The following is a 23,603-nucleotide window of genomic DNA, read 5'->3' on the forward strand; positions in this document are numbered from 1 at the left end:
TCCGAACGATGAGCGATCGCCGCCGAGCGCACCCCACCCAGACGCAAGCTCGGCCGCATGCGGTGGGGTTCGCCCTGAAACCAGGGGAGATTTCGGTGTCGGTGGCAGCGATCGGTGCACTGTACGCCGCGACCGACATGACCCGAGAAAACGGCGGCGCCCGATTACGGCACGGGCCGCCCGCAGGCGGATCGTCAGCTCGCGAGGCGCTGGTTCTGACGTTTTGCGGCGTCGAAGGCCTGGAGATCGAGGGCCAGCCCGATGATCGTCGCACTCTTCAGGCGGGTCGGATCGATGGCACTGCCGATGCCGTGCCCGAGATAGACTTCTTCCACTTCGGGCGTCCGCATGGCGCCGCCCATGGTCCAGTTCGGGAAGGACCGGCCCTGAACATTGCGGGCATCCATGATCGTGGCCGTCATATGCCGCGGGTCGCGGGCAATGCGGGTGTAGGTCGCACTCACCTGCGCCTGCTCCCCTTCTAGGACCTGGATGAACCATGTCTTGTCGAAAATCAGGAATCCGGTGATCCCATCGCGGCTGTTGTTTCGCTGGGAGGCCGACACGATCTCTCGCAGGTTCGTCAGCATGGCACGATCGTTACCAAGAACGGCGTTACGGCTGTAATAGACAAGCTGATGGATCATCGCGGAATTTCACTCATGAGCCGCTGCGCAACCGGCATCGATTTCGGGACAGCGCAGACGAACAACGCGGCGAAGAACCGTTCGTTTGAATCGAAACCCGACAGCTTGGCCGCGGGGTTAACCGAATCCCGCGTTCGGCGTCCCGGTCCGAAGTCTCGCACCTAGTCCGAAACCCATCGATCGCCGCGATCCCGCGGACCGGGTCGCGAGGATCCCGGCGAACGCAGCCGAGGGGGTCGCCTTCCCGTTCGATGCTGATCCATGTTAAGATTGTCGCCACCGGACGGGTTCGCATTGCCCGCAGTCGCCGATGCGAACACACGATCGGGTGTGCCGTCCCGGGGGCGAAGCGCCATTCCGATCGGGGAGGGCATGACAGTCCTCGGCGGGTTCCCCGCACGCGTGCAGCAGGATCATGAATTTGGAGAGGATATTCTCGACAAACGACGTGAAGTCTCAGGACCGCTTCGGCCTCTGGCGGGAGATCTGCGAAGATCGTCTCGTTCCCATGGACCAAAGTCGTCTGAACGACCAGGCGTTCGATGCGGTGATCGAAGGCACCAGCGTCGGCGGAATGTCCTTCACGCAGTTCGGCTTGAGCAACCTCAAGTGCGCGACGAACTCACGAACGATCCGGCACCAGAACAACAGGACCGACAAGCTATTCCTGAGCCTGGTGCTGTCCGGCACCGTCAGTTCGGAACAAAATGGGCATTCCACGACCGACAGACCCGGCGATCTCTCCATACGCGACACGAACTCGCCCTGGAGGATCGAGCACGGAAATCGTTCGGACGTGCTGGCCATCGAGATCCCCCGGGACCGCCTGGAGAACCAGCTGGGCGCGGCGCGCCATTTCGCGGGTCTGACGATGGATGGCAGCCGGCCGGTCACGATTCTCGCCCGGTCCTACTTTCGCAATCTCATGAGCGTGGGGCATCGGCTGACGCCGCATGCGGCCGAACGCATGACGTCCATCGGCATCGACCTCGTGGCCGCGAGCCTCGCCGAGCGCATGGCGCTGGAGACGCCCAAGGCCCTGCACGGGACGCTGACGGTCCAACGGGCCAAGGCCTATGTGGCGACCCATCTCGGCGACCCGGGCCTCGACGTGTCGCAGGTCGCCGTGGCGGTGAGTGTTTCGTTGCGTCAACTCCAGGCGCTGTTCCGCGAGCACGGGCGCAACGTCACGGCCTGGATCTGGCACCAGCGGCTGGAGCGGGCGGCGCAGCGCCTGTCCGATCCGGCCTGCCTACACGTGCAACTGGGCGAGTTGGCCCATGGATGCGGCTTCGCGAGCCAAGCCCATTTCTCGCGCCGCTTTCGCGATCGATACGGTTTGAGCCCGCGCGACTATCGCCACTCCGCGCTGAGCCAAACCGCCGCCCGGATGTCCTGAACCGCGGTACGATGCGTCGTTCCGGGCATTCGGCGAAGGTGCGGCTCCGAGGGCCATGCGGCCGCGCCCCCGACGGCCATGCGGCACCCGGCGTTCAGCGCAGCGACAGCAGGAGGCCGGCAGCCTTCTGGACCGCCGGTGATTTCGCGTAGATCCAGAGCGGATCGTGCTGCACGACCGTCGCCCCGAGACCGCGCTTGAAGTCGAAGACGGCCCGGTTCGAAGCCGGATCGATCCCGCCGAAATCGAACACGTGGCACGCCTCCGCCTTGGCTCGCTCGACGAGGCGCCAGACCGCGAGACTGGCAGCGCTCGTGGCGCGGGCACGATCGTTCGAGGCGGTGTAGAAGTCGGTGCAGCGCTCGGCCGAGAGGTGGGCGATCCGTACGAGGACGCGCTCCCCCTTCTCACGCACATCGAGGATGAGGACGCGCGGATCGCTGGCCGCGACTTCGCGATAGGCGTCGGTCTGGAGGGTGGTGGCGAACCCCTTGCGCTGCCGCAGCCGCGCGTACATCACCGTGAAGTCGTCGAACGCCGCCAGGCGTTCCGTGCGCTCCTCGAGGAAGTGCGTCGTCAGGTCGGCGTTCCGCTCGGCCTTGTTCAGAGGCTTACGCCAGCGCGGCTCCATCGCCGCCCGGATCGTTTCGAGGTCCTGACCCAAGTCGAGTTCGAACGTGTGGTCGCGCGCTTGGACGACGGGGGCGAAACCGAGCATCAGGAGCGCGAGCGTCGCATCCTGGCTCTCGAACCCCTCGTAGTCGATGGCGAGGAGATCGAGCCGCCCGAGATCGAGATGCGCGACGAAGCTCCGAAACACCGCTTCCGCACGGCGTTCGCCCGCACCGGTCAGCAACGGTCCACCCTGGACATGGACGAAACGGACCGGTCCCTTGCGACGCTCCTGCCATTGCACGAACGCGAGTTCCTCGCCATCGGTGGTCACGACCGCGCGCCGGACCGTCAGGCCGCGCCGCGCCTTGTAGGATCCCCAAGGTGTGGCGCAGTAGATGTTTGCCCTCGGCCGAGCCCAGACCCGCCGATCCCAATCCGCATCGTCCGCAATCTCCGCGATCGCGAGTTCGGCCGCCATGTCGTTCCTCGTCTGAGCCGAGCACGGCGCGTCGGCGCGCTCGCCCCTCTCCATAAACCGTGCATGACTGAAGGATTCGTAATGCGGCGCCCGCCGCCACGTGTGTGCAGTCGTACGTCGGGACCGGCCCGGTCCCGACGTCCCTCCCGCGGGGTTGCAGCTGCCCTGGGGTCTGTCGTCGCTGGAGCCGGTCGGGTCCGAGGACCCGCGGCATCCAGCCCCTCGCCGCGCCGGCCTCGACCGCCTTCCGCCCGCCTCTCCGGGAGACGGGCGGTTCCTCGCTTTCGGGATCGCCGTGGCTTACCGCAGGAGCTGAAGGATGCCCTGCTGCGCCTGATTGGCGAGCGACAGGGCCGAGACCGCCAGGGAGTTGCGGGTCGAGAGCGCCTGCGAGTTGGCCGCCTCCTCGTCGAGATCGGCGTTGGTGAGGTTGGCCGCCCCCGTGTCGAGGATGTTGGTCAGGTTCTTGGTGAAGTCCTACCGGTTCTGCACCACCGAGAGGTTGGCGCCGAACGTGGAGGACCGGGTCCGCAGGGTGGTGGTGGCGCTCGTGAGCTTTTCGATGACGGCGTTGATCTCCTCGTCCGTCTGGAAGTTGCCCGTCGTCGCCGTGAGGCCGAGGCCCTCCGCGTCGAACTTCACGCCCTGGATGTCGAGGGCCGAGGTGTTCTTCTCGTTGAAGCTGACGTGAAGGGTATTCTCGGAGGCGTTGCTACCGTTGCGGAACAGCAGGTTGACGCCGTTGTAGCTCGAATCCTTGGCCTGCTGGGTGATTTGGGTCAGCAGGTTGTTGAACTGCGTCGCAAGGGTCGAGCGCAGCGAGCTGGCGCCCAGGCTTCCGCCCTTGTCGGTGCCGCTGCCCTTGAGGGCGCCGGCCGTGTTGAGCCCCAGGCCGATATCGGCGGTCCCGGCGGCCTTGATCGTCAGCTTCTGGTCCGCACCGGAGGCCACCGTCGAGAAGGCGAGCTTGTTGTCGCTCCCCAGGCTGACCTTCACCTTTCCGTTGAGGCCGGTGTCGTTGACGATGACCTTCTGGATCTCGCCGACGAGGCCGGCGGCGGTGGCCGTCTTGGCGCTGCCGATGAGGTTGATTGTCGTGGTGCTGCCGCTGCCGAGGGTGAGCTCGAAGGAAGCGTTGGCGTTGGCGGCGAGGGCGACACTCGACGAGACGGCGGTGTTGGCCTTGATCGAGGCCACCGACGAACCGTCCGTGGCATCCGTACCGGACGAGACCACCGCATCGGCCGGCGCGCCGAGGCCGGCCGTGAAGGTGCCGTTCGCCGGCGTGGTACTGCCGAGGCCGAGCTTGGCCGTGTCGCTCACGCCCGTCAGGCTGACCGTCGCGCTGCCGCCGATGGCGTTCGACGACGCCTTGAGGGCGCCGGTGTTGTCGAATGCGCGATCCACATCCTGATGAAGTTCGTTGAGCTCGGCGCCACGGGGCCGGACAGGCCGGTGCGCGAACTCTCGTTCTCCGACCTCGAGGCGCGGTTCGGCATGTCCCGTTCCCATGTCCGCAACGTCCTGCGCGATGCCGAGGGCGCGGGCCTGGTGGAGCGCTCGGGGACAGCCGGCGTGTTCCATCACCTGACGCCGCGCTGCGTGGCCTCGTTCGACCGGTTCGTGGCCGAGGCCCTGTCGTCGAGCGACCTCTCCTGCTCCATGGCGGCCGACGCGGGCGTTCCAGGATCGGGATAGGACCGTCCCGCGGCGCCGGGTGATCGCACGGGCCCTGAACGATGTGGCTTGGATCGTCTGCCCAGGCTCGGCAGGTTGTCGGCCAGGATGGTGTACCGGCGGAAGGCAAAGGTGATCGCCTCCTCTCCGGTCGTGAGCACGGTCGAGCGCGGCGTCTTCGGTCCCATCGCAGCGTCATGCACGAAGGTACGTCTGCGCCACTTCGCGACCGACTTGGAGTTCAGTCCACGCTGTGCGGCAGGATCTTCAAGCGAAGCTTTCGATCGCCGTAGCGCTGTTCTGACCGCGTGCGTGGTCGTGGCGCAGCCGTGAAGAACCCGTCCCCTGACGCCTCCCCGTATGCAGCCAGATCAGCTAAACTGGGGCCGTCGCACCGCGGGACTGAACACCTAGAATCTTTAAGGCTGCCACTGTTCCCGGGCCGCACCGCCATTTTGTTGCTGCCTATTCTGCCGCGATCCGGTCGGAGCCGGGCCGGACCGCCCCGGCTGCGAGGGGCAGTTCGAGGCGGGCGGTGAGACCGCGCGGGCTGCGGTTGATCAGGGTCAGGCGCCCGTCATGGGCCTCCGCGATGGCGACCACGATGGACAGGCCGAGGCCGAACCCGCTCGCCGTGTCGAGGTTGCGTGCCCGGTCCCCGCGCACGAAGGGCTGCAGCATCGCCTCGCGCTCGGCGTCGGGGATGCCGGGACCGTCGTCGCTGACGTCCACCCGCACCCGATGCTCGGTCTGGACGATGCCCAGACGCGCGCCGCCGCCGTACTTCACCGCGTTGTCGACGAGGTTCGTCACCGCGCGCTGCAGTTCCTCCGGCCGGCCCCGCACGAGAACGTGGCGGCTGGCCGCGACGCGGACATCGGCGCCGATATCGGCGAATGCGTCGCTGACGGTCTGGACCAGGGAGGCGACGTCGATGAGCGTCACGGCGCGCCCCTCGCCGGTCTGGCCGTCACGCACGAAGGACAAGGCCGCCTCGACCAGGCCGTTCATCTGGTCGAGGTCGCGCAGGGTCATGGTCCGGGCGTGGTCGTCCTCGATGAATTCGGCGCGCAGGCGCAGGCGCGTGATCGGCGTGCGCAGATCGTGGCTGATGGCCGCCAGCATCTGGGTGCGGTCGTCGACGAGGCGGCGCACCCGGGCGCGCATACGGTCGAGGGCCTGGGCGACGGCGATGACCTCCTGGGGCCCGTTCTCCGGCAAGGCCACCACGTTCATGCGCGTGCCGAACGCCTCCGCGGCCTGGGCGAGGCGGGCGAGCGGCCGGGTCAGCGCGCGCGCCGCCCATATGGTGATCAGCGACAGCACCACGGCGAGGAACAGGAAAGTGACCACGATGGCCCCCTGCCGGATCGGCGGCCGGTCGTCGTCGGGCACGAGGGCCGAGAAGCGCGCCCCCTCCGGCGTCGTGATCCCGACCCGGATGCCGGGCGGGGTGTCGGCGGCGTCGAGATCGGCGATGGCCAGCGGCCGTCCGAACCCGTCGCGCACCCGCTGCACCACCGTGTGCGACGCCAGGGCCTCGCTCGCCGTCCCCTCGGGCGCCGAAGCCGGCCACGGGGCGATGCGCAGGGTCGGCAGAGTCCTGGCGGCGCCGCGCAGGAGGGCGTCGCGCGCGTTCGGCGCCGTGGCGTCGAGGAGGCGCGCCAGGGTCGCGATCCGGGTGGCGGCGACGCCGGGGTGATCGTCGGGCCGCCACGGCTCGCGCAGGGTGAAGAACGCGAGGGTCGCCACCGCGTGGGTCACCACCATGGCGGCGACGATGAGGAGCGCGATCTGACCGGCGACGCTGCCGGGCCACAGGGCGGCGAGGTGGCGTCTGGCGAAAGCCCTCATGTGCGCGTGACCTCCGGCGTGAACAGGTAGCCCCCCGAGCGGATGGTGCGGATGATCTCGGGGCTGCGCGGATCGCGCTCGATCTTCTGGCGGATGCGGCTGATGAGTACGTCGATGCTGCGCTCGAACGGGCCGGCGGCGCGTCCCTGCGTCAGGTCGAGGAGCTGGTCGCGCGAGAGCACGCGGCCCGGCCGCAGGCACAGGGCGTGGAGAAGATCGAATTCCGCGCCCGTGACGGCGATGCGGGCGCCCTCGGGACTGTGCAACTGGCGCAACGACACGTCGAGGGTCCAGTCGAGGAAGTGCAGGCGGCGCACACCGCCCTCGTCCTCGCCCTCCCCCGCCGAGCCCCGCCGCAGGATGGCACGGATGCGGGCCAGGAGTTCGCGGGGGTTGAACGGCTTGCCGAGGTAGTCGTCGGCACCGATCTCGAGGCCGACGATCCTGTCGATCTCCTCGGCCTTGGCGGTGAGCATCAGGATCGGGACGTTCGAGGTGGTGCGCAGGCGGCGGCACAGGCTCAGACCGTCCTCGCCCGGCAGCATCAGGTCGAGGACCACGAGATCGACGCGGGCCTCCGCCAGCGCCCGGTCCATGGCGGGACCGTCTCCCGCGATCGTGACACGGCACGCGTTGGCCCGGAGATAGCGCGCCACCAGGGCGCTGATCTCGCGGTCGTCCTCGACCACGAGGATGTGAGGGGTCGCCGGCTGGGTCATGACGCGGGTCGTTGAGCCTCGGAGTGTACTGCATCGATTATGGCGGCTCGCACCCGCATGGCGAAGGGCCGGGCGCCCACGGATTTGTAACCGGCTGTTTCGCGGCCAGCGCATCGCGGTGACGGATTGCCGGCGACGGATTGCCGGACACCGTGCCGATTCTTATGTCGTTGTGATAGGACGCCGGTTTCGTGACGCTCGTGGATGCGGAGCGCGGCCCCCTTTGGGAGACGACCGATGCAAAGCTCAGACCGGCCCGGCACCAACCGCCTGTTCGACGATTTCGCCCGCCTGATGACCGACGCCGCCGGTGCCGCCCAAGGGGTGCGCCGCGAAGCCGAGACGGTGGTCAAGGCGCAGTTCGAACGCCTGATCCGCGACATGGACATCGCCTCCCGGGAGGAACTCGACGTCCTGCGCGACATGGTCGCCGCCCTGCGCAGCCAGAACGATGCCCTCGCCCATCGCGTCGCCGCCCTGGAAGCCGAACGCGGCTCCGAGCCGGCGGCGGGCGCGACTGAGATCCTCTGAGGTCGACCCGGAAAACCCGGCGTCCCCTCCTGCGGAGGGCGCGGCGCTTGTGCACAGGAAGGAACGGTGGACAGTCGCTTTCCTGTTCACCGGCTTCCGGGCGCGCTTTGAAAGCCGAGTCCGGCACGGTCTATAGTGACCTATGACCTGATTCGCCCCTGCTTCGAACCACCCTGTTCCGTTCTCGACTGACGCCGAACGCATCCGCCGCGGGATGAGCTTGGCCGATCGCGGAAGACGGCGATGCGGGGGCGTCAGACCGCTTCACAACACGCCGACGATCCGTGCCGGATCGCCAAACTGGACCGCCATGACCCAACTCCACATCGAAGATCACGACCGGCACGAGCACCCCCTCGACATCGTCGAGCGCCTCGCGTCGCTGCGCGACTGGATCTTCGACCGGGCCGAGACCGACGAGATGTCGGTGTCGGTCGCCGGGCGCTGGGCCGACTATCACGTCGCCTTCACTTGGATCGAGGACGTGGAGGCCCTGCACGTGGCCTGCGCCTTCGACCTCAAGGTGCCCGAGCGCCGCCGCACGGAGGTGCTCCGGCTGGTGTCGCTCATCAACGAGCAGCTCTGGGTCGGGCATTTCGACCTGTGGTCCACGGACAGCGTGGTGATGTTCCGCCACTCGCTCCTGCTCACCGGCGGCTCCACCCCGACCCAGAACCAATGCACCATGATGCTGAAATCGGCCGTGGATGCGTGCGAGCGCTACTATCAGGCGTTCCAGTTCGTGATCTGGGCCGGCAAGTCCGCGCGGGAATCCCTCGACGCCGTGCTGTTCGAGACCGAAGGCGAGGCGTGAACCGGCTTCCCGCCTCCCTCACCCTGGTCGGCGCCGGCAAGATGGGTGGCGCGATGCTCGCCGGCTGGCTCGCCGGCGGACTCGATGCGGCGCGCACCACGGTTCTCGATCCCCATCCCTCCCCCGAGGTCGAGGCCCTGTGCGCGACGCGGGGGCTCGCCCTCAACCCCGCCACCGTGCCGGCCTCGGACGCCCTGGTTCTGGCGATGAAACCGCAGGGCCTGGATACCGCCGCACCGATGCTGGTGGGGCTCGCCGACGCACGCACCCTCGTGGTCTCGATCCTCGCGGGCAAGACCATCGCCGACCTGCAGGCACGCTTGCCGCAGGTGCGGGCCATCGTGCGGGCCATGCCGAACCTGCCGGCCAGCATCGGCCGGGGGGCCACCGGCGCCGTGGCGAGTGCCGGCACGGAGCCGTCCCGGCGCGTCGAGGCCGAGGCCCTGCTGGCCAGCGTCGGTTCGGTGGAATGGCTCGACGACGAGGGCCTCCTCGACGCGCTCACCGCCGTTTCGGGCTCGGGCCCGGCCTACGTGTTCCTGCTGGCCGAGGCGATGGCGCAGGCGGGCGTCGCCGCCGGTTTGCCAGCCGACATGGCGGCGCGCCTTGCCCGCGCCACGGTCGCGGGGGCCGGCGCGCTGCTCGACGCCACGGACCGCGACGCCGGGCTCCTGCGCCAGGACGTGACCTCGCCGGGCGGCACCACGGCCGCCGCCCTGGCGGTGCTCATGCGGGACGGCGGCGTGTCCGACCTCCTGCGCGAGGCGGTGGCGGCGGGGCGGCACCGCGCGGGCGAATTGTCCGGGTAGGGTCTTTGCCCTAACGAGGCCGCCGCCGTCACCCTACATGGACCGGGACACGAACGAGGATCGCACTCCCCGAGGACCATCCATGCCCAAATCTTCCCCGCGTCATGCCGCCGAGAGCGACGCTGCCGACACGGCCCCGGCCGCGCCGAAATCCTCGCCCCGCGAGGCGGCCGTCGAAGCCCTGATGCGGCTCGCCGCCGAGCAGCCCTGGAACGACATCGAGGTCGGCGACATCGCCCGCGAGGCGGGCTTGAGTCTCGCCGAGTTCCGCGACCTGTTTCCGTCGAAGGGGGCGGTCCTGGGCGGACTCGCCAGGATCATCGACCGCAAGGTTCTGGAGGGCGACAGCACCGATCTCGCCGAGGAGCCGACCCGCGAGCGGCTGTTCGACGTGCTCATGCGCCGCCTCGATGCGATGACGCCCTACAAGGACGCCCTTCGGCGCATCTCCCAGTCCCTGCGCGGCGATCCGCTCTCGATGCTGGCCCTCAACGGGGTCGCGCTGAACTCGCACCGCTTCATGCTGGCGGCGGCCGGCATCAACACCGAGGGGCCGCTCGGGCGCCTCAAGCTTCAGGGCGTGGTCATCGCCTTCGCCCGGACGGTGGACGTCTGGCTCGACGACGACGACCCGGCGCTGGCCCGCACCATGGCGAAGCTCGACAAGGAGATCCGCAACGGCGAGCGCTTCATGGAGCGCGCCGACGATGCGCGGCGGCTGACCGCGCCGTTCCGGGCGCTCGGCCGCTCGTTCCTCGATCGCGGGTCCCGCCGCAGGGCCGACCCTCGCAACGAGGACGAGGGCAATCCCCTCGGCGGAGACCCGGCCGCCGCCATCTGAAACGAGAAAGGGCCGCCCCATCGGGGCGGCCCTTTTTAGGAGACGCGGTGCGGATCAGCCGCCGATGCGATCGGCCAAGACCGCCGAGTGGCCGTGCTGGTTGGCGATGTAGGGAAGCGCCTGGTTGGCGAACTCGCGGCCCTGGGCGTTGTCGCCGTTGCGCGAATAGGCCTCGTACAGGCCCAGCGTCCGGGCGTCCGAACGGGCCTGCTGACGGGCGTAGGTGCGGTCGAACTCGCGGGCGCTGCGGGCGTTCTTCAGGCTGTCGATGCGGGCCTGACCCTCCGGGCCGATGGCGACGCGGCGGCCGGGCTCGCCGGGGCTGTTGTCGACGAGGCCGACGCCACCGAGCACACCGCCGACGATCTTCTGGGCGATGGAGGCCGAGATGGTCACCGGGGCGAGCACGACGCCGACGGGGTTGTCGAAGCGGGTCTCGAAGGGCTGGCTGTCGGAGACGACGGTGCCGCCGGCGGTCAGCGAGGTACCCTCGGGCAGCAGCGCCTTGGTGGTGGCCTCGCGCTCGACCAGCACGTTCTTGGCGTAGTTGCGTACGTTCGGGTTGCGCGAGCGCTCCAGGGCGATGCGGCTCGACTCGATGCTGACCGCATCCGACTTCAGAGCGGCGGAGCGGAAGGCCGAGGTGTCGCGGGCCTCGACGGAGTTGGCGTCGTATTGCGGCGCCACGCGGAACGACAGGGGCTCCTGGGCCAGCGCCGGGGTGGCGAGGGCGGCAAAGGAGACGCCGAGGGCGGCGAGAAGCTTGGTGTTGATCATGGCGGAGAATGTCCTCACGCGCCTTGATGGCGCTTGTGGTGATGGAACGTGTCGTCCGCCGGCAACGCTTTCTTAACGGGGGTGTTCCCGCTTGGAGTGCATGGCTGTGCTGCAGCGCACCAAGCTTCACGTTATGCGCGCATGCCCCAGAGCGAGAGGGCTGCGAGATCCGGGCGTCGAAGCGGACATGTCCGGGCCTTTCCTCGTATCCTCGGCCGATGGACAGGGCGGATGGCCGTTCTGAAACTCGGGAGTCGCCGATGATCGTTGCGTCGAGAACGCTGAGACTGATCAAGGATAACATTACGACCGATGTCGTGATTGAACTCGGCGGCCCCGAACCCGACGAATGCGCCTGGACCTGCCGTTACGACATCCACTGGCCCGACGGCCGAGTGAGCAGCTTCGCCACGGGGGTCGACGAAGTTCAGGCCCTGCACTTGGCCCTGCAACGGATCGGCTTCGATCCCTATCGGAGCCCTCATCATCGCGCCGGCCATCTCGTATGGGAGCAGGCCGGCGATGGCTACGGTTTCCCGGTTCCGAAGAATGCCCGCCACCTGCTGATCGGTTCGGACATAACCTTCGAAGGCTGAGGACCTTTTGCGGTAGCTCAGTGCGCCTCCTCCCAGTTCAACGCCGCCCGCGCCTCCACCACCAAAGGCACCTTCAACGTTAAAGCGGGCGCCGGTGCCTCGACCATGATCCGAGAGATGACCGGCAAGGCCCTCTCGACTTCGTCCTCCGGCGCCTCGAACACCAGTTCGTCGTGCACCTGCAGCAGCATGCGCACGTTGAGCTTCTCCGCCTTGAGCGCGTCCTCCATGCGGATCATCGCCCGGCGGATGATGTCGGCGGCCGAGCCCTGGATCGGGGCGTTGATGGCCTGGCGCTCGACGCTCGCCCGCTCGTTGGGGTTGTTGGAGCGGATCTGCGGATAGTGGCACACCCGCCCGAACAGGGTGGTGACGTAGCCCAGATCCCGGCACAGGCGCTTGGTGGTGTCGATGTAGTCGCGGATGCCGGGGAAGCGCTCGAAATACTGCTTGATGAAGGCGCCGGCCTCCTCGCGGCCGATGCCGAGGCGGTCGGCGAGCCCGAAGGCCGAGATGCCGTAGATGATGCCGAAGTTGATGGTCTTGGCGCGGCGTCGCAGGTCCGGCGTCATCTCGGACAGCGGCACGCCGAACATGGCGCTGGCGGTGGCCGCGTGAATGTCGATGCCATCCGCGAACGCCTGGCGCAGTTGCGGGATATCGGCGATGTGCGCGAGGAGGCGCAGTTCGATCTGGCTGTAATCGGCCGAGATCAGCCGATTGCCCTCCGCCGCCACGAAGGCGCGGCGGATGCGGCGCCCCTCCTCCGTGCGGATCGGGATGTTCTGCAGGTTCGGGTCCGACGACGACAGCCGGCCCGTGGTGGTGGCGGCGAGCGAGAACGAGGTGTGGACCCGGTCGGTCTCGCGGTCCGCATGCTGCTGAAGCGAATCCGTGTAGGTGGATTTCAGCTTGGCGAGCTGGCGCCATTCCAGGATCTTCTTGGGCAACTCGTGGCCGGCCTGGGCCAGTTCCTCGAGCAGGGTCGCGGGCGTCGCCCATTGGCCGTTCGGCGTCTTCTTGGCTCCGGGCAGGCCCATCTTGCCGAACAGGATGTCGCCGATCTGCTTCGGCGACGACACCTGGAATTTTTCGCCCGCATCCTCCTGAATCTCCTCCTCGAGGCGCACGAGGATCTGAGAGAAGTCGCCCGACAGGCGGCTCAGCATGTTGCGGTCGACCCGGATGCCCTGCGCTTCCATGCGGGCGACCACCGACACCAGGGGGCGCTCCAGGGTCTCGTAGACGGTGACGCGCTTCTCGGCGACGAGGCGCGGCTTCATCATCCGCCATAGGCGCAAGGTCACGTCGGCGTCCTCGGCCGCATAGGCGGTGGCCTTGTCGAGGGGCACCCGGTCGAAGGTGATCTTCGCCTTGCCGGTCCCGGCCACGTCCGTGAAGGTGATCGGCTGGTGGCCGAGATGCCGGCGGGCGAGCTCGTCCATGCCGTGGCCGCCCTTGCCGGCATCGAGCACGTAGGAGATCAGCATGGTGTCGTCGAACGGCGCCACGTCGATGCCGTAGCGGGTGAGCACGGACAGATCGTATTTGAGGTTCTGGCCGACCTTGAGCACGCCCGGATTCTCGAGGAGCGGCTTCAGGCGGGCGATCACCACCTTGAGATCAATCTGCCCGGCGGCGGGCTGGAACACGTCGGTGGCGGCCTTGGCGTCGCCGAACAGGTCGCCCTCGCTCGCCGTGACGGGATCGAGGTGGCGCAGGGGGATGTAGGCCGCGCGCCCCGGCGCGACGCAGAGCGAGATGCCGACGAGATTGGAATTGATGGCGTCGAGGGCGTCGGTCTCCGTGTCGACGGCGACGATTCCCGCCTCCTCGGCCTCGGCGATCCAGGCGTCGAGCTGCTCGACGAGGCCGATGGTCTCGTAGGCGGCGGTGTCGAACGGCTTGACGGACTCCGCCGCGCGCGCCGCCACGAGGTCGGCGGGCGTCGCCTCGGAGGATCGGCGGGCTTTCGGCGCGACATCGGGCAGACCGAGATCGGCGAAGGGATCGATCTCAGGCCCCTCCCCGGGGGCCAGGGGCACCGGGTCGCCGAGGGCCTGCGCCGCGAAGGGCGCGTCCTCGGCCTCGGCCCGCTGGGGCAGCAGGGCCGGATCGGGCTGCACCGCCTCCGGGTCGACATGGAGCATCTGGGCGATGCGCCGCGTCAGGGTGTTGAACTCCATGGCCTTCAGGAAGCCGACGAGCTTCTGCGGATCGGGCTTCGGCAGGCGCAGGTCGTCCAACGGGATCGGAACCGGCACGTTCTCTTCGAGGGCCACGAGCCTTCGCGAGAGCCGGGCCTGATCGATGCTGGCCAGCAGGGTCTCGCGGCGCTTGGGCTGCTTGATCTCGCCCGCCCGCTCCAGCAGCGCGTCGAGGCTCCCGTATTCCTTGATCAGCGCGGCGGCCGTCTTCAGGCCGATGCCAGGCACGCCCGGCACGTTGTCCGAGGTGTCGCCGATGAGCGCCAGGGCGTCGCCGATCTGCTCGGGGGTCAGCCCCTCCCACTTGGCGATGATGGCGTCGCGGTCGAGGTTGCGCTCGGGGCGGTGCCCGGCCTTGCCCTTGGTGCCCGACTCGAAATCGTAGAACCGCACCAGGGGGCCCACGAGCTGCATCAGGTCCTTGTCGGACGAGACGATGATGACGCCGGCCCCCCGCGCCTCGGCCTGACGCGAATAGGTGGCGATGAGGTCGTCGGCCTCGTAGCGGATGAGCTCGATGGGCTGGAGGCCGAAGGCCCGCACGGCATCGCGCATGAGCGGCATCTGGCGCTTGAGGTCGTCAGGCGCGTCCGGCCGGTGGCCCTTGTAGTCGGGATAGAGTTCCTTGCGGAACGAGCCTTCCGACTTGTCGAACACGATGGCGAGGTGGGTCGGCATCACGCCCGCCGCCCCTTCCTGCACGAACTGGGCGATCTTGGTGCAGAACAATCGCACCGCGCCCGTGGGCAGGCCGTCGGAGGGGCGGGTGTTGTACTTCTGGTCCTGGTTGATCGACTGGAAGTAGGCGCGGAAGATGAACGACGAGCCATCGACGAGGATGATCTGATCGCCGGGGCCGACGGGCTTTTCGGAGGAGACAGCGGTCATCGGCCACGCAGGTTCGAGAGAGGGATTCGTGAGTTTGCCGACCCTAAGGAGGTGTCGACGCGAGTTCGATACGGCAGACTGCGACGAGTTCGTCCAGGCGCTCCGTGAGCGTGAACCACATCATGTCGAGTTCGACGCGATGGTAGCCGTGTCGATAGGCGTTTCCCGCATTGGCGACCACACGCCAAGGAACATGCGGGTGCCGCTCTTTGGTTTCCGCCGTGAGGCGCCGGCTCGCTTCAGAGTTGATTTCGAGACAACGCACCCCTGCGTAGACCGTGCGCTCATCGGCAGCGAACGTCTCGTATGTCATCCCGCGAGTGAAGCGGCGACCTTTCTCGACATTCGCGATAATATCGCTGCACGCAGAATGCTCGCGCTCAGAAAGCATCGATTGCGTCGCGTTCAGCGTTTTGGCGCACACGCTCCTCGAAAGTCTCGCGATTGGCGACATCGACGGTGACGGGGAACATGTCTTCGATGAAATGGACGACGCCGACATAGTCGTACACATCACGCACGGTCTCACGGTCGAGCACGATCACGACATCGACGTCGCTCGTTGCCGTGGCATCGCCCCGTGCGACTGAGCCAAACAAAGCAGCGTGCCGAACACCGCGTTTCCGCAGCTTGCCCTCGTGGCTTCGTAGAATATCAATGGCGGCTGCACGGTCCATGAAAAGGACCTTAGCTGAAATCCAGGATCGGCTGAAGCACCTCGAAGCCCCTCAGCGCGCTGCGCCCACCGTATCGGCCATCCGCGCGTCGCGGGTGCCGAGCGGCTGCTCCGCCCCCACCGTGGTGTCCACTTCCGTCTGGTGCTCCATCTCGGCGTTGATCTCGGCGCCCACGAGCACGATGGTGGTGGAGATCCAGATCCAGGTCATGAAGCCGATGGCGGCCCCGAGCGAGCCGTAGGTCTCGTTGTACTTGCCGAAGTTGGCGACGTACCAGGAGAAACCGAGGGACGTGACGAGCCACGCGACCCCCGCGAGGGCGCTGCCCCAGGTCACCCAGCGCCAGCGCGGCGCATCCCGGCTCGGGCCGTAGCGATAGAGCAGCGCCAGGCCACCCAGCACGGCGAGCAGCAGCACCGGCCAGCGCAGGAGGGCGATGTACCAGGCCTCGGTGCTGAGGCCGACGATGCCGATCACCGCCGGCACCACGACGATGCCCACCAGCGCCAGGACCACGAACAGCAGGGCGCCGGCGGTGAAGGCGAGGGAGCGCAGGTTGAGCCAGACGAAGTTGCGGGTCTCACGCTCCTCGTAGACGACGTTGAGGGCGGCGAAGACCGCCTTCATCCCGCCATTGGCGCTCCACAGCGAGAGGGCGATGCCGGTGAAGAACGTGATTCCGAGGGTGGTGTCGCCCTTCTCGGCGATGCGCTTGACCTGGTCGCCGACGATGTCGAGGGCGCCGGACGGCACGATGCCCTGCAGGTTCTGGAGATGATCGTTGATGGTCGCGACATCGGCGACGAGGCCGTAGCAGGACACGAGGGCCGCCACCGCCGGGAAAATCGCCAGGAGCACGTAGAAGGTCACGCCCGCCGCCACCGACACGATGGCGTTTTCGGAGATGTCGTGGAAGACCCGCAGGGCGATGTCCTTCCAGCCCTTGGCGGGAATCTCGGACGGTTTCGAGGCTCCGCGTCCCCGCTCCGGCTCGGCCCGGGCGACGGATTTGGCGTCGGCCCCCGCATGGGACGGCGAAGGCTCGCGGGTGGGCTCCGGGCGCTCCGTTCGGGCCTCCCGTCCGGTCCGACGCGGAAGCGCCACCAAGCCGAGAAGCGCCGTCGCCAGGGCCAGGGTCCAGACCATCGTCGGACCGTTCGGGGCCGTGCCGTCGGAAATCCCGGCGTCGTTGCGCTCTGCCATACCTTCGTCCTTCCAGGCGCTGGCCCGCGACGCGGCACGCTACCCCCTCGACAACCGGCCAGGAGTCACCGAAGTTTCACGCGAACGTGAATTCAATATCCATCGGCGCATCCAGGATGCCCGATCCTCCTTCCAGGGTGACTCACGGCACGGATTTTAACGATCCGCGTCGTTAGGAGGCTGGAACGATGCTTGCCCCTGCCCGCGACACGGGCGAAGGGGCGACCGGTAGCCCGATCCCGCGCAACCTCGACTGGAGACCGACGCCCCGTGCCGCATGCGACCGAGCTGATCGCCATCATTGCCCTAGGCCTCGTGCTCGCCTTCGTGTGCGGGATGCTGGCGCAGCGCCTTCGGCTGCCGCCCCTCGTCGGCTACCTGCTGGCCGGTGTCCTCGTCGGCCCCTACACGCCGGGTTTCGTCGGCAACAGCGCGCTTGCCGGCCAACTCGCCGAGATCGGCGTGATCCTGCTGATGTTCGGCGTCGGCCTGCATTTCTCGATCAAGGACCTGATGGCGGTCCGCACCATCGCCCTGCCGGGCGCCATCGTGCAGATCGCGGCGGCGACCGCCATGGGCGGAGGCTTGGCTTGGGCCTGGGGATGGGGCGTCGGGGCCGGCCTCGTCTTCGGCCTCGCCCTGTCGGTCGCCAGCACCGTGGTGCTCCTGCGTGCCCTGGAGGAACGACGCCTCCTCGACAGCGACAAGGGCCGCATCGCCGTGGGCTGGCTCATCGTCGAAGATCTGGCGATGGTGCTGGCCCTCGTGCTGCTGCCGGCGCTGGCGCCGTCCCTTGGCGGCGAGGGCGCGGGCGGCGCGCACCACGTCGGCGACGGCAACATCTGGCTCACCCTGGGTCTGACCCTCGCCAAGGTCGCGGTGTTCGCGGTGGTGATGCTGGTGGGAGGCCGCCGGGTGGTGCCCTGGCTCCTCGATCAGGCGGCGCGCACGGGCTCGCGCGAACTGTTCACCCTCGCGGTCCTGGCGCTGGCGCTCGGCATCGCCTTCGGTTCGGCGGAGCTGTTCGGCGTCTCGTTCGCGCTGGGCGCCTTCTTCGCCGGCATGGTGCTCGCCGAATCCGATCTGAGCCATCAGGCGGCGGCCGATTCCCTGCCCCTGCAGGATGCCTTCGCGGTGCTGTTCTTCGTGTCCGTCGGCATGCTGTTCGATCCCGGCATCCTCATCCGCGAGCCCCTGTCGGTGCTGGCGGTGCTCGGCGTGATCCTGGTGGGCAAGTCCGCGGCGGCGGTGGCCATCGTACTGGCCTTCAAGCATCCCCTCGGTACGGCGCTCACCATCGCGGCGAGTCTCGCCCAGATCGGCGAGTTCTCGTTCATCCTCGTCAGCCTCGGCCTGTCGCTGAAACTCCTGCCGACGGAGGGACGCGATCTCATTCTCGGCGGCGCGATCCTGTCCATCACCCTGAACCCGCTGTTCTTCGCCCTGACGGACTGGGTCGGACGGTCCGTCGCCGCCCGGCCGAAGCTGGCCGCGCGCTTCGAGCGGCGCGGCGTGGACGCGTTGGCCGTCTCCCTCGAGACCGCTTCCCGGCGCGGTCACGCCATCGTCGTCGGCTACGGCCGCGTCGGCAGCACCATCGGCAAGGCGCTCAAGGCCTGGGATTTGCCCTACATCGTCGTCGACCGCGACCGCCGCCGGGTCCTCGACCTGCGCAAGGACGGCATCGAGGCGGTGTTCGGCGACGCCACGGCGCCCGGGATCCTGCACGCGGCCGATATCGAGGCGGCGCGGATCATCGTCATCGCGACGCCCGAGCCGCACACGGCGCGGCGCCTCGTGGAACTCGCCCGCGAGATGAGCCCGGGGATCGATACCTTGGTGCGCACCCACAGCGACACGGAGCGGCGCCATTTCGAGGAGCGGGGGGTGGGCCTCGTGCTCATGGCCGAACGCGAACTCGCCTTCGGCATGACCCTCTACGCCCTGCGCAGCCTCGGCCTGAAGGAGGGCGAAGCCCGCATCTTCGTGGACAGCACCCGCGTCGAGAGCCGTTCGGCCCCCGTCGAGGCCGGGATCGACCACGGCGTGCCGGAACTGCGGCCGCACAAGGAGGATGCGACGGAGGGATGACGCCTTCCATCGCAGGGAGCCCGCACGTCACACCACGGGATCGCGGATCATCGCCTGGATGCGGGTCATCAGGGTGTCCACCGAGAACGGCTTGGTGATCATCGCCATGCCGGGTTCGAGGAAGCCCGCCGAGACGGCCGCGCTCTCGGCGTAGCCGGTGATGAACAGGACCTTGAGATCGGGACGGGCCAGGCGGGCCTGATCGGCGAGCTGGCGCCCGTTGAGGCCCGGCAGACCGACATCGGTGACGAGGAGGTCGATGCGGCCCGCCACGGACAGGGCGCGCAGGCCCGAGGGTCCGTCCACGGCCTGGATCGCCCGGTAGCCGAGGTCGTGGAGCACCTCCATGATGACGTCGCGCACCACGGGCTCGTCCTCGACCACCATCACGGTCTGTCCGTCGCCCCGCGGGCGCGTCGTCACCGTCGCGTCCGGGACGGTCTCGTCGAGTTCGCCCCGGTGGCGCGGCAGATAGAGGGTGATGGCCGTCCCCTGCCCGACCACGCTCTCGATGCGGGTATGGCCATCGGACTGGCGGGCGAAGCCGTAGATCATCGACAGGCCGAGGCCCGTGCCCTGCCCGAGGGGCTTCGTCGTGAAGAATGGGTCGAAGGCCCGGGCGATCACCTCCGGCGTCATGCCGGTCCCGGTATCGGCGACGCGGATGCGGACATACTCGGAGCGATCGCCGGGCTTGCCGGATTCGGCCTCGTCCCAACGCGCATTGCTCGTGCGGATCGACAGGGTGCCGCCATTCGGCATGGCGTCGCGGGCATTGATGGCGAGGTTGAGGATCGCGTTCTCGAGCTGGTTCGGATCGCACAGGGTCGGCCAGAGACCGGGATCGGTCTCGATCCGCAGGTCGATGGACTCGCTGATGGTCCGGCGCAGCAGGTCGGACATGCCGACGATGAGGGCGTTCGCGTCGGTCGCGCGCGGGTCGAGGGGCTGGCGCCGGGCAAAGGCGAGGAGGCGGTGGGTGAGGGCCGCCGCCCGGTTGGCCGAGGACATGGCGGCTTCGATGTAGCGCTGCAGGTTCTCGTGGCGTCCCTGGGCCATCCGGCTCTGCATCAGGTCGAGGGAGCCGACGATGCCGGTGAGCAGGTTGTTGAAATCGTGTGCGATGCCGCCCGTGAGTTGGCCGACCGCCTCCATCTTCTGCGACTGGCGAAGATCCTCCTCCATCCGCTCGCGCTCGGCGGCTTCCGCGCGCAGGCGTGCATTGGCCTCGGCCAGTTCCGCCGTGCGGGTGGCGACCTGCGCCTCCAGGGTGGCGCCCGCCTCGCGCAGCTGACCGGCCTGGGTTTCGAGTTCGGCGTAGAGGGCGACAACGCCGCGGTTGGTCTCGGCGAGTTCGGCGTTGAGGCGCTGGGCCTCCTCCTCGCGCTCGGCGATCTCGGCGAGGCTGCGCAGGAGGGCCTGATTCTGCTCGCGGATGGCCGCATGGGGATCGTCGGGCTGGGCCCGGGCGACGGCGTCGACCATGGCCGCCGCCTGCGGTGCGGTCAGGGCGGGCAGGCCCGCCGGCAGGCGTTTGCCCAGGGTGACGCGGGTGCCCCGGCCCGGTTCGGTTTCGAGGTCGAACAGGTCCATGAGGCGGCGCGCGCCCATCAGGCCGAGGCCGAGCCCGGTACGCGACCGATAGCGCCCCTCCAGGATGGCGGCGGGATCGGCGATTCCCGGCCCCTGGTCGGCGATGCGGATGACGAAGGCCTGGCTTCCCCCGATGAGGTCCAGGCGGAACTCGACCCGGCCACCCTTCGCGTAGCCGTAGGCGTTGCGGGCGATCTCCGACACGGCCGTGGCGATGCGGGTCTGATCCTGCACGCCGAAGCCGAGATGCTCCGCGAGGTGGCGGGCCCGTTGACGTACGGCCGTCACATCGTCCTCGCCCTCGATCCGCATCGAGACGAGGGCGAGCGTCATGGCGTGATGCCCCGGACCACCACGACGGTGGCGTCGTCCCGCCCCCTCGCGAAATCGCGATAGAGGATGCCGGCGATGAGGCTCGGATGGGCGCCGTTGAGCCCCGGATAGCCGTCGAGGGACCAGCCCGTCACGAGGCCGTCCGAGCACAGCACGAAGAGGTCGTCGGCCTGGAACGGATACTCGAATTCCTGGATGCGGCGGGCGACGTGCCCGGCGGTGCCGGCGAGCGACACCGTGCGCCGGACGGTTGCGCCGCTCACCACCGCGCCGGTGACGTTGCCGATGCCGGCGACCGTCACCACACCCCGGTTGGGCTCGTAGCGGGCGATCGTCACCGCCCCGCCGCGCGTGTGGCGCAGGCCCGCATGGACGATGGTCAGGATTTCGCCCGGCGCGGCCTCGGGATTCTTGCGGAACAGGCGTACCGCCTCCGTGGAGGCCTGTGCCGCCTGCGGCCCGTGCCCGAGGCCATCGGCGACGAGGAGGGTCCAGCCCAGCTCCTCGCCCACCCCCGCGCCGAGGAAGCAAAGGGCGTCGCCGTTCACCTCCTCGCCGCGCAGGGGCACGGCCACGGCGCCGTGGGACGGCTGGGCAGGGGTCGCACGGGCATCCGCCTGGATTCGCGCGACGAGGCCGGTGCCCCGCCCCGGCCAAGCGGCGATGTCGAAGGATTGCGACTGGCGGCGTACGGCGCCGAGACCCGTGCCGGGGCTGCCACCGGTGGAATGCCCGTCGCGCAGGGCCTCGTCGAGGTTGGCGAAGCCCGGCCCCTTGTCGAGGGCGATGACTTCGACACCGGTCCCGCTCTCGTCCTGGAACGGGCCGAGCAGCATCTCGCCGGCGCTGCCGTACTTGACGAGATTGGTGGCGAGTTCGGTGACGACGATGGCCACGCGTCCGCTCGCCGTCTCGTCGAAGCCGAGGTCGTGCGCGCAGGCCACGGCACGGCGGCGCGCGTCGGCCACCTGGCTCGACTCGGTGACGGCAACGGAGATCATGCTCATTTCCAGCGCGCGATCACCACGCGGGTGCCGACGCCAGGCGTCGATTCGATATGGAACTCGTTGGACAGGCGTTTGGCTCCACCGAGGCCGAGGCCGAGGCCGCCGCCGGTGGTGTAGTGGTCGGTGAGCGCCCGGGCGATGTCGGGAATGCCCGGCCCCCTGTCCTCGAAGGTCAGGCGCACGCCCCGGCGCGCGCCCGCCTGCACCACTTCGACGGTAACCTCGCCGCCGCCGCCGTAATCGAGGGTGTTGCGGGCGAGCTCGCTCGCGGCGGTGATGATCTTGGTCTGATCGACGAGGCTGAGGCCGATCTCGATGGCGCGGGCGCGCGTCGCCTGACGGACCCGGACCACGTCGTCGCCGGAGCGGATGGGGAGGAGTTCAATCTTCGCGGGAGGCACGCGCGTTCCCCAGGTCGCCGTCCTCGTCGAGGCGGGCCTGGATCAGGGCCATGCCGCGCTCGACGTTCAGGGCCGTCTTGATCCCCGTCAGGGTCAATCCGAGCTCGACCAGGGTGATGGCGACGGCCGGACGCATGCCCACCACCACGGTCTCGGCATCGAGCACCCGGGAGATGGCGGCGATGTTGTCGAGCATGCGCCCGATGAACGAATCGACGATCTCGAGGGCCGAGATCTCGATGAGCACGCCGCGCGCGCCCGTGGCCGCGATCCGGCTCGTCAGGTCCTCCTCGAGGGCCATGGCGAGACGGTCGTGCATGTCGACCTGGATGGTGACGATGAGGGCGCCACCGAGCTTGAGGATCGGAATCCGGTCCATGGACCGTCAGCGCCGGTCGTCGGCCGCGACGGGCGCGGGCGCGGCGCGGCGCACCACGGTGCGGCCGGTGCGCCGGAGTGCGAGGGCGAAGGCGTCGGCGAGGGTCGCCTTCGAGACGACGTTCAGCTCGACGCCGAGATGCACCATGGTCTGGGCGATCTGCGGGCGGATGCCCGAGATGATGCAGTCGGCACCCATGAGGCGGGCGGCCGCGATGGCCTTGAGGAGGTGCTGGGCCACCAGGGTGTCGACGGTGGGCACGCCGGTGATGTCGATGATGGCGATCTCCGCCTCCTCGTCGACGATGGCCTGCAGCAGGTTCTCCATGACGACGCCCGTGCGGGCGCTGTCGAGGGTGCCGATGAGCGGCAGGGCGAGGATGCCGTCCCAGAGTTGGACCACGGGCGTCGAGAGCTCGGCGATCTCCTGGCTCTGACGGCCGATGACCTCCTCGCGACCGGTCTGGAACACTTCCATGGTGTAGAGGCCGAGGCCGTCGAGGAGCCGGTTGGCCGCCCGCGTGCCGGCGACGAGGGATGCCATGTCGCCGGCGTTGGCCGCATCCAGGGCGGTGAGGATCGGCTCCTTCAGGGAGAGCACGAAATTGGCCGTGTCGGTGGGCGTGAAGCCCTGGATCGCCCGGGAGCGCGAGATGTCCGCGAGGGTCTCACGAAGGGTCTCGTAGGGGGCCGCGTGCCCATCGCCCTCTCCGGACGCCAGGGCGTCGCGCAACTGCCCGAACACGGTACGGGCCTGGGCCTGGAGTTCGACCTCGCGGATGCGCCCGGTCTGGAGAGAGCCGCCCGATTTCAGGAGACCGAGCCAGGATTCGAGGATCGCGGCCTCATGGCCGGTCACGGTCCGGACCAGAACCTGGATCCCGTCGATCGCCATTCAAGCCGCCTCCCCTGTGCGGGGAGACCCGTCCCCCGACCCCGCGCACATGGTCATAGAATGACAGGGCTGCCAAGCGGCCTCCCATCCGGGCTGGGGTCCCCTCCCCGGTCCCCGGATAACGGCCGCGAGGCTGCCGCGATCGGCGCCTCCGCCATTCGCCTCCGGTTCGA

At 68.8% G+C, this 23,603-nt stretch carries 23 protein-coding genes and 3 pseudogenes; 8 read left to right on the forward strand and 18 right to left on the reverse strand.

What is annotated here, in order from left to right; genetic code table 11:
* Window positions 1–194: 194 nt before the first annotated feature.
* Window positions 195–647 (reverse strand): BLUF domain-containing protein, encoded by a 453-nt coding sequence (locus ASG60_RS02565; protein ID WP_056166206.1) that lies wholly within the window; start codon window positions 645–647, stop codon window positions 195–197.
* Window positions 648–1,062: 415 nt separating this feature from the next.
* Between ASG60_RS02565 and ASG60_RS02570 the strand changes: the two genes are divergently transcribed.
* Complete coding sequence (locus tag ASG60_RS02570; RefSeq protein WP_082531579.1) at window positions 1,063–2,046, forward strand: helix-turn-helix domain-containing protein; 984 nt, start codon at window positions 1,063–1,065, stop codon at window positions 2,044–2,046.
* Between the two features lie 94 nt (window positions 2,047–2,140).
* On the opposite strand, the gene ASG60_RS02575 is transcribed toward ASG60_RS02570, so the two are convergent.
* The 3 genes from ASG60_RS02575 to ASG60_RS02580 form a co-directional block, all read right to left on the reverse strand.
* Complete coding sequence (locus tag ASG60_RS02575) at window positions 2,141–3,139, reverse strand: GNAT family N-acetyltransferase (protein ID WP_056384158.1); 999 nt, start codon at window positions 3,137–3,139, stop codon at window positions 2,141–2,143.
* Between the two features lie 300 nt (window positions 3,140–3,439).
* Window positions 3,440–3,601: a flagellin gene (locus tag ASG60_RS23305; RefSeq protein WP_277996226.1), complete on the reverse strand. Its 162-nt coding sequence runs from the start codon at window positions 3,599–3,601 to the stop codon at window positions 3,440–3,442.
* A 15-nt stretch (window positions 3,602–3,616) separates the two neighbouring features.
* Window positions 3,617–4,546: a hypothetical protein gene (locus ASG60_RS02580; protein ID WP_056384159.1), complete on the reverse strand. Its 930-nt coding sequence runs from the start codon at window positions 4,544–4,546 to the stop codon at window positions 3,617–3,619.
* Window positions 4,547–4,552: 6 nt separating this feature from the next.
* Between ASG60_RS02580 and ASG60_RS02585 the strand changes: the two genes are divergently transcribed.
* Window positions 4,553–4,837, forward strand: coding sequence for a MarR family transcriptional regulator (locus ASG60_RS02585; protein WP_056166196.1), 285 nt, complete (start codon window positions 4,553–4,555; stop codon window positions 4,835–4,837).
* 86 nt (window positions 4,838–4,923) lie between these two features.
* Here the strand turns inward: ASG60_RS02585 and ASG60_RS23310 are convergent.
* The 3 genes and pseudogenes from ASG60_RS23310 to ASG60_RS02595 form a co-directional block, all read right to left on the reverse strand.
* Window positions 4,924–5,178, reverse strand: a pseudogene (locus tag ASG60_RS23310) (IS481 family transposase); the annotation flags it as partial.
* A 103-nt stretch (window positions 5,179–5,281) separates the two neighbouring features.
* Window positions 5,282–6,670 (reverse strand): ATP-binding protein, encoded by a 1,389-nt coding sequence (locus tag ASG60_RS02590; RefSeq protein ID WP_056166193.1) that lies wholly within the window; start codon window positions 6,668–6,670, stop codon window positions 5,282–5,284.
* Window positions 6,667–7,389 carry a response regulator gene (locus ASG60_RS02595; protein WP_056166190.1) on the reverse strand — a complete coding sequence of 241 codons (723 nt, stop codon included), beginning with the start codon at window positions 7,387–7,389 and terminating at the stop codon, window positions 6,667–6,669. The genes ASG60_RS02590 and ASG60_RS02595 overlap by 4 nt, the downstream gene beginning before the upstream one ends.
* Window positions 7,390–7,626: 237 nt before the next feature.
* On the opposite strand from ASG60_RS02595, the gene ASG60_RS02600 reads away from it, so the two are divergent.
* From ASG60_RS02600 to ASG60_RS02615, 4 genes are all read left to right on the forward strand, one after another.
* Window positions 7,627–7,920 carry an accessory factor UbiK family protein gene (locus ASG60_RS02600; protein WP_056166187.1) on the forward strand — a complete coding sequence of 98 codons (294 nt, stop codon included), beginning with the start codon at window positions 7,627–7,629 and terminating at the stop codon, window positions 7,918–7,920.
* A gap of 310 nt (window positions 7,921–8,230) precedes the next feature.
* Entirely contained in the window at window positions 8,231–8,734 is a 504-nt protein-coding gene (locus ASG60_RS02605) for a YbjN domain-containing protein (RefSeq protein ID WP_056088634.1), read from the forward strand.
* Window positions 8,731–9,543 carry a pyrroline-5-carboxylate reductase gene (proC, locus tag ASG60_RS02610; RefSeq protein ID WP_056384160.1) on the forward strand — a complete coding sequence of 271 codons (813 nt, stop codon included), beginning with the start codon at window positions 8,731–8,733 and terminating at the stop codon, window positions 9,541–9,543. The genes ASG60_RS02605 and proC overlap by 4 nt, the downstream gene beginning before the upstream one ends.
* 82 nt (window positions 9,544–9,625) lie before the next feature.
* Window positions 9,626–10,384, forward strand: a complete 759-nt coding sequence (locus ASG60_RS02615) for a hypothetical protein (RefSeq protein ID WP_056384161.1) — start codon at window positions 9,626–9,628, stop codon at window positions 10,382–10,384.
* 54 nt (window positions 10,385–10,438) lie between these two features.
* Here ASG60_RS02615 and ASG60_RS02620 read toward each other — a convergent pair whose 3' ends face one another.
* Complete coding sequence (locus ASG60_RS02620; RefSeq protein WP_056263264.1) at window positions 10,439–11,161, reverse strand: DUF4142 domain-containing protein; 723 nt, start codon at window positions 11,159–11,161, stop codon at window positions 10,439–10,441.
* A gap of 260 nt (window positions 11,162–11,421) precedes the next feature.
* On the opposite strand from ASG60_RS02620, the gene ASG60_RS02625 reads away from it, so the two are divergent.
* The gene (locus ASG60_RS02625) at window positions 11,422–11,757 is read left to right on the forward strand and encodes a hypothetical protein (RefSeq protein WP_056384162.1); all 336 of its coding nucleotides are present in this window, start codon (window positions 11,422–11,424) and stop codon (window positions 11,755–11,757) included.
* A 17-nt stretch (window positions 11,758–11,774) separates the two neighbouring features.
* Here the strand turns inward: ASG60_RS02625 and polA are convergent, their stop codons facing one another.
* Genes polA through ASG60_RS02645 form a run of 4 tightly spaced genes read right to left on the reverse strand, consistent with a single transcriptional unit; the run spans window position 11,775 to window position 16,732 of the window.
* Window positions 11,775–14,852 (reverse strand): DNA polymerase I, encoded by a 3,078-nt coding sequence (gene polA, locus ASG60_RS02630; protein ID WP_056384163.1) that lies wholly within the window; start codon window positions 14,850–14,852, stop codon window positions 11,775–11,777.
* A gap of 43 nt (window positions 14,853–14,895) precedes the next feature.
* Entirely contained in the window at window positions 14,896–15,243 is a 348-nt protein-coding gene (locus ASG60_RS02635; protein WP_056303093.1) for a HepT-like ribonuclease domain-containing protein, read from the reverse strand.
* On the reverse strand, window positions 15,233–15,529 hold the full coding sequence (locus ASG60_RS02640; RefSeq protein ID WP_056303095.1) for a nucleotidyltransferase domain-containing protein: 297 nt from the start codon (window positions 15,527–15,529) through the stop codon (window positions 15,233–15,235). The genes ASG60_RS02635 and ASG60_RS02640 overlap by 11 nt, the downstream gene beginning before the upstream one ends.
* 51 nt (window positions 15,530–15,580) lie before the next feature.
* Window positions 15,581–16,732, reverse strand: coding sequence for a YihY/virulence factor BrkB family protein (locus tag ASG60_RS02645; protein WP_056384164.1), 1,152 nt, complete (start codon window positions 16,730–16,732; stop codon window positions 15,581–15,583).
* A 270-nt stretch (window positions 16,733–17,002) separates the two neighbouring features.
* Here ASG60_RS02645 and ybaL point away from each other — a divergent pair, with 270 nt between their 5' ends.
* Window positions 17,003–18,823, forward strand: a complete 1,821-nt coding sequence (ybaL, locus tag ASG60_RS02650; RefSeq protein WP_056166163.1) for a YbaL family putative K(+) efflux transporter — start codon at window positions 17,003–17,005, stop codon at window positions 18,821–18,823.
* Window positions 18,824–18,850: 27 nt separating this feature from the next.
* Here ybaL and ASG60_RS23835 read toward each other — a convergent pair.
* The 6 genes and pseudogenes from ASG60_RS23835 to ASG60_RS02675 all read right to left on the reverse strand — a co-directional run.
* Window positions 18,851–20,014 (reverse strand): annotated as a pseudogene (locus tag ASG60_RS23835) (ATP-binding protein); the annotation flags it as partial.
* A gap of 357 nt (window positions 20,015–20,371) precedes the next feature.
* Window positions 20,372–20,749 (reverse strand): annotated as a pseudogene (locus ASG60_RS23840) (anti-sigma regulatory factor); the annotation flags it as partial.
* The gene (locus tag ASG60_RS02660) at window positions 20,746–21,750 is read right to left on the reverse strand and encodes an ATP-binding SpoIIE family protein phosphatase (RefSeq protein ID WP_056384166.1); all 1,005 of its coding nucleotides are present in this window, start codon (window positions 21,748–21,750) and stop codon (window positions 20,746–20,748) included. The pseudogene ASG60_RS23840 and the gene ASG60_RS02660, both read right to left, overlap by 4 nt.
* Before the next feature lie 2 nt (window positions 21,751–21,752).
* Window positions 21,753–22,157 (reverse strand): anti-sigma regulatory factor, encoded by a 405-nt coding sequence (locus ASG60_RS02665; protein WP_056166155.1) that lies wholly within the window; start codon window positions 22,155–22,157, stop codon window positions 21,753–21,755.
* Window positions 22,138–22,536: an STAS domain-containing protein gene (locus ASG60_RS02670; protein ID WP_056166151.1), complete on the reverse strand. Its 399-nt coding sequence runs from the start codon at window positions 22,534–22,536 to the stop codon at window positions 22,138–22,140. The genes ASG60_RS02665 and ASG60_RS02670 overlap by 20 nt, the downstream gene beginning before the upstream one ends.
* 6 nt (window positions 22,537–22,542) lie before the next feature.
* Window positions 22,543–23,430, reverse strand: a complete 888-nt coding sequence (locus tag ASG60_RS02675; protein WP_056384167.1) for an STAS domain-containing protein — start codon at window positions 23,428–23,430, stop codon at window positions 22,543–22,545.
* Between the last annotated feature and the right edge of the window lie 173 nt (window positions 23,431–23,603).

It is taken from the genome of Methylobacterium sp. Leaf469, from assembly GCF_001424745.1.
In the GTDB taxonomy this organism is placed as follows: Bacteria; Pseudomonadota; Alphaproteobacteria; order Rhizobiales; family Beijerinckiaceae; genus Methylobacterium.